Annotated in this window: 8 protein-coding genes; 6 read left to right on the forward strand and 2 right to left on the reverse strand. The window is 66.2% G+C overall.

Translation table 11 applies throughout. From position 1 onward, the window contains the following. Positions 1 to 101: 101 nt before the first annotated feature. The 4 genes from gltA to ACEQZD_RS13260 all read left to right on the forward strand — a co-directional run bounded on the left by gltA (position 102) and on the right by ACEQZD_RS13260 (position 6,267). The gene (gene gltA / locus ACEQZD_RS13245; RefSeq protein WP_370186059.1) at positions 102 to 1,388 is read left to right on the forward strand and encodes a citrate synthase; all 1,287 of its coding nucleotides are present in this window, start codon (positions 102 to 104) and stop codon (positions 1,386 to 1,388) included. Between the two features lie 223 nt (positions 1,389 to 1,611). Continuing rightward, entirely contained in the window at positions 1,612 to 4,239 is a 2,628-nt protein-coding gene (locus ACEQZD_RS13250) for a DUF6351 family protein (protein WP_370186061.1), read from the forward strand. A gap of 70 nt (positions 4,240 to 4,309) precedes the next feature. After that, positions 4,310 to 5,395 carry an SMP-30/gluconolactonase/LRE family protein gene (locus tag ACEQZD_RS13255; protein ID WP_370186063.1) on the forward strand — a complete coding sequence of 362 codons (1,086 nt, stop codon included), beginning with the start codon at positions 4,310 to 4,312 and terminating at the stop codon, positions 5,393 to 5,395. Further along, complete coding sequence (locus ACEQZD_RS13260) at positions 5,392 to 6,267, forward strand: NAD(P)-dependent oxidoreductase (protein WP_335628444.1); 876 nt, start codon at positions 5,392 to 5,394, stop codon at positions 6,265 to 6,267. Before ACEQZD_RS13255 ends, ACEQZD_RS13260 begins: the two co-directional genes overlap by 4 nt. Here ACEQZD_RS13260 and ACEQZD_RS13265 read toward each other — a convergent pair. Beyond that, positions 6,264 to 7,202 (reverse strand): amidohydrolase family protein, encoded by a 939-nt coding sequence (locus tag ACEQZD_RS13265; RefSeq protein ID WP_372530081.1) that lies wholly within the window; start codon positions 7,200 to 7,202, stop codon positions 6,264 to 6,266. The two genes, ACEQZD_RS13260 and ACEQZD_RS13265, sit on opposite strands and share 4 nt — an antisense overlap. Before the next feature lie 248 nt (positions 7,203 to 7,450). Between ACEQZD_RS13265 and ACEQZD_RS13270 the strand changes: the two genes are divergently transcribed. Together ACEQZD_RS13270 and ACEQZD_RS13275 are read left to right on the forward strand one after the other, a co-directional pair. Next, entirely contained in the window at positions 7,451 to 7,855 is a 405-nt protein-coding gene (locus ACEQZD_RS13270; protein WP_067606682.1) for an MbcA/ParS/Xre antitoxin family protein, read from the forward strand. Beyond that, positions 7,852 to 8,550, forward strand: coding sequence for an RES family NAD+ phosphorylase (locus tag ACEQZD_RS13275; RefSeq protein WP_335628445.1), 699 nt, complete (start codon positions 7,852 to 7,854; stop codon positions 8,548 to 8,550). Before ACEQZD_RS13270 ends, ACEQZD_RS13275 begins: the two co-directional genes overlap by 4 nt. Before the next feature lie 175 nt (positions 8,551 to 8,725). On the opposite strand, the gene ACEQZD_RS13280 is transcribed toward ACEQZD_RS13275, so the two are convergent. Beyond that, positions 8,726 to 8,928, reverse strand: a 203-nt coding sequence (locus tag ACEQZD_RS13280) for a hypothetical protein (protein WP_370186067.1), incomplete at its 5' end; no start/stop codon positions are given.

Here is an 8,928-nt window from a genome sequence, read left to right on the forward strand (position 1 = left end):
GCCGGCTTCTCGTTGACAAAGACCCACCAAAACTTTAACGTCCCCCGCGCTCTGGAGGACCTTCCCAGTAGGGACCCTCTATTCACCGAGGAGAAATTCCCATGACCGAGAAGAAAGCCATTCTCAAGGTAGAGGGCCGGGACGATCTGGAACTGCCGATCCATACGCCCACCCTGGGCCGTGACGTGATCGACGTTTCTTCCCTGACCGCCAACGGTATCTTTACCTTCGACCCGGGTTTCACGTCCACCGCTTCCTGCGAATCAAAAATCACCTTCATCGACGGTGAAGTGGGCAAACTGCTGCATCGGGGCTATTCCATCGAGGAACTGGCCGCCAAGTCGGACTATCTTGAAGTGTGCTACCTCCTGCTCAACGGTGAACTGCCCACCGCCGAGCAGAAAGAGACCTTTGTCAGCACCGTCAAAAACCACACCATGGTGCACGAGCAGATCCGCAATCTGTTCAACGGCTTCCGCCGCGACGCGCACCCGATGGCCATCATGTGTGGCGTGGTGGGGGCGCTGTCCGCGTTCTATCATGACTCGCTGGACATCAATAACCCCACCCACCGGGAAATCACCGCGTTCCGTTTGATCGCGAAGATGCCCACCATCGCGGCCATGTGCTACAAGTACGGTCTCGGTCAGCCGCTGATGTATCCGCGCAACGACCTCGGTTATGCGGAAAACTTCCTGCACATGATGTTCGGCAACCCGTGCGAGGAAACCAAGGTCAGCCCGACCCTGGCCCGCGCCATGGACAAGATCTTCATCCTGCACGCCGACCACGAGCAGAACGCCTCCACCTCCACGGTGCGCCTGGCCGGCTCCTCCGGTGCCAACCCGTTCGCCTGCATCGCCGCCGGCATTTCCGCCCTTTGGGGCCCCGCCCACGGCGGTGCCAACGAAGCGGTGCTGAACATGCTCGACGAGATCGGCGACATCTCCAACATCGACGAGTACATCGCCAAGGCCAAGGACAAGAACGATCCGTTCAAGCTGATGGGCTTCGGCCACCGGGTCTACAAGAACTACGACCCGCGTGCCACCGTGATGCGCGAATCCTGCCACGAAGTGCTCAACGAGCTGGGTGTCAACGATCCGCAGCTCGAGCTGGCCCTGAAGCTCGAAGAGATCGCCCTGAACGACCCCTACTTCAAAGAGAAGAAGCTGTTCCCGAACGTGGACTTCTACTCCGGGATCATTCTCAAGGCGATCGGCATCCCGACCTCCATGTTCACCGTGATCTTCGCCCTGTCCCGCACTGTGGGCTGGATCGCGCACTGGAACGAGATGATCTCCAATCCCTACAAGATCGGCCGTCCCCGCCAGCTCTACACCGGCGAGACCGAGCGCGAGATGACCGCGCTCAGCGACCGCAAGTAACCGACAGCCGCCGCCCCGCGGCGCTCTGTCCGGTCCTTCGGGACCAGAAAGCGAACCCCACGGGTTCGCTTTTTTTTGCCCCGCCGCAACAATTGGTACACCAGTACAACAATCCGCAACCAGCCACCAACAACCGCCCTCCGCCGGCCGGTGGATACTGTCAGGCAACGCGCCATTTTAATAACAACGGACCGGCACCCATGCCGGCCAGCGGAGTGCCCTGATGAAGATGCCCGTGAACCGGTACGCCGGTATCGCCCTGCTCGCCCTACTGGCCTTACTGACCACCGCCTGCGGCGGCGGCTCGAGCTCCTCGCCGGCCCCGTCGGGCGGCCCGTCGCCGACGCCCACCGAGCCGGAGACTGAACCGCCGGCGCCGGTGGCCGGCGAAGGCAGCATCCGGGTGCTGTCCAGCCGCGCCGACCTGATCAGCGGCGGCGACGCCCTGGTCGCGATCGCCGCCGACGACCCCGCGCTGCTCAATAACGCCCGTGTCAGCCTCGGCGGCACCGACGTCAGCGACCGGTTTCGGCGCACCGGAGAGTCCCTCAAAGGCCTGGTCGACGGCATGTCCCCCGGCGCCCACACCCTGCGGGTGACCCTGGCCGACGGCTCGATACTGCAACAGCCGCTGGTCAACCATCCCAACGGCGGCCCGGTGTTTTCCGGCCCCCAGATCGGGCCCTGGACCTGCAGCAACGACGCCGCCACCGACGCGCAGTGCAACCAGCCCGCCGAATACCGTTTCAAGTACGTGCCCGCCGGCAAGCTGCAGGCGTTCATCACCGGGTTCGATCCGATGAACCCGGGCCTGCCCGGCGCCTTCCTCGACTATCAGCCGGACAACCCGCCGGCGGACCAGGACATCGCCCGGGTGACCACCGATCAGGGCGTGCAGGTACCGTTTATCGTGCGCATTGAAACCGGCGTCCAGAACCGTGACCGCTACCAGATCATGACCCTGTTCCAGCCCGACCGGGACTGGTCCGCCCTGGCGCCCCAGCCGCAGTGGAACGGCAAGCTGCTGATCCACCACGGCGGCAACGTGGGCGTGAGTTTCGGCCCCGGCGAACCGCCCAACGGCGACATCGCCGGGACCGCGCCGGAAGGCGCTGAAATCCTGCTCGGCGACAGCATCACCACGGCCCTGGGCCGCGGCTTCATGACGCTCTCCACCGCCCAGGCGAACCTCGGCCATAACGTCAATCTGGTCACCGCGGCGGAATCCCTGATGATGGGCAAGGAACGCATCGTCGAGCAGTACGGCGAGCTGCGCTACACCATCGGCACCGGCTGTTCCGGCGGCGCCATCGCGCAACAGCACATCGCCAACGCCTACCCCGGCATCTACCAGGGCCTGATCGTGCAGTGCTCCTATCCGGACGTCTGGACCACCGCCACCCAGTTCGCCGATTACAACCTGCTCAGCCGCTATTTCGGCAACCGGATTCCCTCCGATCCGGACAGCTTCCTGTCGGTGATCACCGCCCTGCTCTCCAGCGGCGTGTTGCCGGGGGTGCAGTGGTCGGCGTTCTACGGCCACCTGCCGGTCAATCCGCTGGTCTCGGACCTGGCGTTTTTCCCCGCCGCCTTCCCGGAGCAGGCGGAATGCCCCGGCCTGGCCGACGACGTGCCGGTGTACAACGCCGAAACCCGGCCCGACGGGGTGCGCTGCGGGCTGCTCGACTTCATGATCAACCAGTTCGGCAGCCGACCACCGGAAGTCTGGTCCACCAACGAAGCCCTGCTGTCCAGGGGCTTCGCCGGCATTCCCCTGGATAACGTCGGCGTCCAGTACGGCCTGGGTGCCCTGCAGCAAGGATTGATCACCGGCGAGCAGTTCCTGCGCGTCAACCGGGAAATCGGCGGCCTGAACGTGGACATCCAGCCGCAGGCGGCGCGCACCGTGGCCGACCCGACCGCGCTCCGCAACGCCTACCGCACCGGCGCCATCAACACCGCGGAGCACCTTTCCAACGTGCCGATCATCGACCTGCGCGGCCCGGACCCCGGCATCGCCCACGACGCCTATCACTCCTGGCAGATGCGCGCCCGCCTGGAGGCGGTACAGGGCCACGCGGACAACCACGTGATCTGGTTCGGCGCCTTCCCGCTCGCCGGCGACACCGTGTTCACCACCGAGGCCCTGCTGGTCATGGACCGCTGGCTGTCGAACATCGAAGCGGACCACGGCGCCGCCGCGATCGCCGAGAAAGTGGTCACGCACAAGCCGGCCCGGGCGCGCGATCGCTGCCTGTCGCTGTCGTCGTTGTTCGATGAGGAAGGCCCGCTGGTGCCGCTCACCGGCAACCTGCTCTATCCGGACCCGATCGTGCCGGGTCTGGATCCGTCGCTGCTGCCCGCGCCGCCCGCGCAAGCGGGCCTGGTGGTGGATGCCCTGACCGGCCAGGTGTGCGGGCTGGACCTGACCGCCCTGGGGCTGCCCGGCGAAATCGGCGACCTGCTGGCGCCGATCACGGACCCGTTGGTGGCGTTGCAGGAAACGGTGGTGCAAACCCGCTTCGGCACGCCACGCACCGTCGCCGGCGACGCCATCACCACCCTGGTGAACAAGTGCCGGCTCAAGGACGTGGACCCGGCGGATTACCCGGCCAACCCGCTGGCCGGCATCCTTGATCCGGCGGCCTTCGCCGAGCGCGTGGCGGAGATTTTCCCCGACGGTGTTTGCGATTACACCCGACCGGGCGCCGGCGTGGTGCCGACCCGGGCCTGGCTGCACTACGGCGACGCCACGCGGGTGATCGAAGGCGGTGAGCCGTTGCCACGCACCGGTCCACTCGCCGAGGGCGGCGACGGTCTGTCCGCGCCGGCCTTCAAACTCAGCCCCTGAGGGCCCGCTTTGTCTTCCCGGTCGTGAATGCCTAAACTCGCGGGCATCGCTTCAAGACCGGGAAGGCATAATGAAAAAAATCATCGTTCTGCTGTTGGTGGCCGCTGCCGCCGCCTATTTGCTGCTGTGGCCGGTGCCGGTGGACCCGGTGGCCTGGGACGCGCCGGAGGCCCCGGAACTGACCGGCCCCTACGCCGCCAATGACGAGCTCGCCGACGTTGAGCGCCTCGCCGCCGGTCAGGGCCATGGCCCGGAGGACGTGGCCATCGACGACCAGGGCAACCTCTACGTGGGTTACGAGGACGGCCGCCTGGTGCGCTACGATCCGAACGGCGAGAACGGCGACCTGATCACCAACACCGAAGGCCGGCCGCTGGGCCTGGACATGGCGCCGGACGGCACCCTGGTGGTCGCCGACGGCTACCGCGGCCTGCTGCGCGTGAATCCCGCCTCCGGCGGGCTGACCGTGCTGACCGACCAGGCCAACGGGGTGCCCTTCGGCTTCACCGACGACGTGGACGTGGCCAGCGACGGCGTCATCTACTTCACCGACGCGTCGAGTAAATTCGGCCCGGCCATGAAGGCCCGCGACGACATCATGGAGCACGGCGGGCACGGCCGCTTCCTGAAGTACGACCCCGAATCGGCCACCACCACGGTGCTGATGGAGGGCCTGCAGTTCGCCAACGGCGTGGCGCTCTCCGAGAACGAGGATTTCGTGCTGGTCACCCAGACCGGCAGCTACAACGTGCTGCGCTACTGGCTCAAGGGCGACAAAGCGGGCAGCCACGATGTGTTCTTCGATAACCTGCCGGGCATTCCCGACGGCATCTCCGGCAACGGCCGGGGCACCTTCTGGCTGGCGCTGTTCGCGCCGCGCAACGCCGCCCTGGACGCCATGTCCGACAAGCCGCTGCTGCGCAAGGTGGTGTTCCGCCTGCCCCAGTTCATGCAGCCGCAGCCGGCCCGCCACGGCTTCGTGCTCGGCCTGGACGAAAGCGGCGCGGTGACCGCCAATCTGCAGCACCTTGGCGAGGACGCCTTCGCGCCGGTGACCAGTGCCGAACAGGCCGGCGAGCGCCTCTATCTGGGCAGCCTGACCCGCGACAGCTTCGCCGTTTATCCGCTCAGCCACGACAGGGAGTCATTACCATGATCCACGCAGCCTTCATCGGCCTCGGCAACATGGGCTATCCGATGGCCGGCCACCTGGCCAACGCCGGCCACGCCGTCACCGTCTACAACCGCAGCCCGGAACGGGCCCGCCAGTGGCTAGACGAGTATCCCGGCAAGCAGGCGGAAACCCCGGCCCTGGCGGCCCTGGACGCGGATATGGTGTTCGTCTGCGTGGGCAACGACGACGACCTGCGCCAGGTGACCCTGGGCGACAACGGCGCCGTGCAGAGCCTCAAGGCGGGCGCGGTGCTGGTCGACCACACCACCGCCAGCGCCGCCATGGCGCACGCCCTGGACGAGGCCTGCCGGGAGCACGACGCCCTGTTCATGGACGCCCCGGTGTCCGGCGGCCAGCAAGGCGCCAAGGACGGCGCCCTGTCGATCATGTGCGGCGGCGACGAAGCGGTGTTCGAGCGGGCGCGGCCGTTGCTCGATCATTACGGCAAGAGCGTGGTGCACATGGGCCCGGTGGGCCAGGGCCAGCTCACCAAGATGGCCAACCAGATCTGCGTGGCGGGGGTGATCGAAGGCGTGGCCGAGGCCATCGCCTTCGCCGAAAAAGCCGGCCTGGACGCGGAAAAAGCCATGCGCGTGATCGGCGCCGGCGCCGGCAGCTCCTGGCAGCTGGTGAACCGCCATCAAACCATGCTCGCCGACCAGTACGACCACGGCTTCGCGGTGGACTGGATGCGCAAGGACCTGGACATCTGCCTGGCGGAAGCCAGCCGGCTGGGCACGCCGCTGCCGCTGGCGGCGCTGGTCAACGAGTTCTACAAGGAGGTCCAGGCCATGGGCGGCGGCCGCTGGGACACTTCCAGCCTGCTGCGCCGCCTGCAACGCCGGCGCGACTAGTCCTCCGCCACGGCTCCGCGCTCGGGCAACAGGGCCCGGGCGTTTTCCGCCCGCAGCTTGTCCGCCACCGGTTTCGGCAAGGCGTCGAGAAGCGGACGGTACTCACCCAGGATCGCGCCGATGCTGTCGAAATGGCCGACCACGTCGCTGCCCAATACGAAGCGGTCCGGATGGTCCTCGATCAGCGCCACCCAGGCGGCGCGCGGCTCGCCGTCCTTGATCAGATAGTGCTCGCGCACACTCCATGACAGATCCACATAAAGATTGTTGTAACGCTCCAGCAGCGCGCAGATGATTTCATTGAGCGTAGCCAGCGGCGCCTGGCGCTTCTCCACGCCGCCGCTGGTACCGGCATGGGCCAGCACGAAGCGCGTGTCCGGATTGCTTCTCAGCGCGTCCTCCAGCTCGCCCAGGTAGATCGGCGTTTCCTCGCGCAGCGAGGTCAGGTTGCTGTGCAGCAGCACCGGCAGATCGTGGCGGGCCGCCAGACGGTAGACTTTCATCAGCGCCGGGTGGTTGGCGCGGGCGGTTTCGCCGGCGGTGAGCGCGGTCAGATCGTCGTGGCGGGTGATCACCTCGCCGATGCCGCGCCACAGGCCGGGGTAGCGTTCGATCAGCGCTTGCACGTGGCGGGCGGCGTTCATGTCGGTGGGATTGAAACCGCTGATGAACGGCGCCAGGCGGCGGCGCTGATCCTCCGGCAGATCCCGCACCGCGCCGGCGACGATGTCGTCGGTGGCGCTGTAGTAATACAGCGGCGCCTCGTCGCCCAGGTAATAACGCGGCCGGCGCGGCGCGTCCTGCTGCCACTTCTTGACCACCGGCAGGCCGAACAGCCAGGCGTCCTCGACGCCGGCCTCGTCCATGGCCGCCAACATCGCCTCGCTGCCGTCGCTCTGCTGCATGAAATCCACATAGTGAAGATGGGCGTCCACCCAGCCTCCCTCGCCGGCCGATGCCAGGCCCGCGACCATCAAAAGCGCCCCAAACAACCCTGTTCTCATGCGGTTCTCCCCGTCCAACGGCTGTATTTGCTTACCCGCTTAACAGACCCGGACACCGGCGCGCGGTTTCACCGGGCGGTCATAATTGAACACTTTTTCACATCCGGTCGAGCCGCTGTCTATTTGTGGACATTCCATCACTTTAAGCCTTATTATGGAGAAAACCGTCAGGAGGCAATATGCAACCGGCCATTGAACCTTGCGCCAAACCACTGGATGACACGGCCCGCCATGCCGCGTTGCGGGCGGTGTTGCGCCTTTTGGACCACTGGCAGTGCTCGGAAAGGGAAAAGACCGCCCTGCTCGGCGTCGGCCGCTCCACCCTGCATAAATACCAAAGCCGACCGGAAAGCGCCCGGGTGAGCAATGATCTGCTCGAGCGCCTCAGCTATTTGCTGAACATCCACCAGGCGCTGCGCACCCTGTTCGGCAACCGGGAAAACGTCTACGGCTTCGTGCGCATGCCGAACCACAACCCGTTTTTCAACGGCGCCAGCCCCATGGATGTGATGAGCAACGGCCGGGTGGCCAGCCTGTACGAAGTGCACCGGCAACTGGACGGGCTGCGCGGGGGGCAGTGGTGATCGACCCCGCCGACCTGCCCACCGCCGCTTTTCTCCATCAAGAGGCCTACCGGCTGGTGAACGGTAAATACCCGCCCATCCATTTATTCGACGACGTCGCCGACCAGGCCGATTTCGAAGCTCTGTACGCGGTTCAGGCGCTCACCAACCCACGCATTCAGATGCAGGTCGGCGAGCTGCACCGGGTGCCGCCGGCGCGCCGCCCCTGGGGCATTCCCGGCTGCAACTACGCGCTCGGCCCCTTCGTGCATCTGAGCCCCTACGGCTCGCGCTTCTCGGATGGCGAATACGGCGTGTTCTACTGCGCCGAACAGATGGCCACGGCGATCGCCGAGACCCGCTACCATCAGGAGCGTTACTTTCGTGCGGTTCAGGGTCTGAAATTCGATCGCATCGTGATGCGCGGCCTGAAGGTCTGCTTCAGCGCGCGGCTACGCAATATCCATGACCCCCGCCGCGACGACGAGGACTGGTATCACCCCGAGGATTACGGCAGCGCGCGCCGGCTGGGCCGGGCCCTGTTCGACGCCGATGAGCACGGTCTGGTGTACGGCTCGGTGCGCCACCACCAGGCGCGCTGTTTCGCCCTGCTGTCACCGCATCTGATTGAATCGGTGACGCCGGCCACGCATTACGAGTACATCTGGGATGGGGAGCGGATCGCTCATATTCTTACTATTCGGCAGCTTGGTTAGGAACGCCGGCTTGTGGGAGCCTGCCTTGTGGGAGCGGGCCCGGCCCGCGAAAGGCCGGCAAAGCCGGCCGGCAGGATCCCAGAGACCTTGTTACTGCGCCGCTTCCAGACGTCTCTGGTATCCCGCCGGGTGGCTAAAGCCACCCTTTCGCGGGCAGGGCCCGCTCGCACAAACGTCAGTCGTCGGCCTCGCGCTGCTCGACGAAAGCTTTCGCCGCCTCCAGGGTGGGAAACCGACCCGGCAAGGGCCGTCCGTCCGGGCCGGCGACGATATAGTGGTCGACGCGCAGCTGCAGGGTGTCGCGCTGCAGCTCGCCCTCTTCGATGATGGTATGGCGCCCCCAGGCGATGCCGTTACCGATCATGCTTCGCCCACCAC

The sequence above is a fragment of the Alloalcanivorax sp. genome, from assembly GCF_964221125.1.
Classification (GTDB): domain Bacteria; phylum Pseudomonadota; class Gammaproteobacteria; order Pseudomonadales; family Alcanivoracaceae; genus Alloalcanivorax; species Alloalcanivorax venustensis.

Bases quoted from the DNA above. Each gene is read 5' to 3' on its own strand.
- ACEQZD_RS13250 (WP_370186061.1), top strand. From the start codon at position 1,612: ATGAAGATGCCCGTGAACCGGTACGCCGGTATCGCCCTGCTCGCCCTA.
- gltA (WP_370186059.1), top strand. From the start codon at position 102: ATGACCGAGAAGAAAGCCATTCTCAAGGTAGAGGGCCGGGACGATCTG.
- ACEQZD_RS13270 (WP_067606682.1), top strand. From the start codon at position 7,451: ATGCAACCGGCCATTGAACCTTGCGCCAAACCACTGGATGACACGGCC.
- ACEQZD_RS13260 (WP_335628444.1), top strand. From the start codon at position 5,392: ATGATCCACGCAGCCTTCATCGGCCTCGGCAACATGGGCTATCCGATG.
- ACEQZD_RS13255 (WP_370186063.1), top strand. From the start codon at position 4,310: ATGAAAAAAATCATCGTTCTGCTGTTGGTGGCCGCTGCCGCCGCCTAT.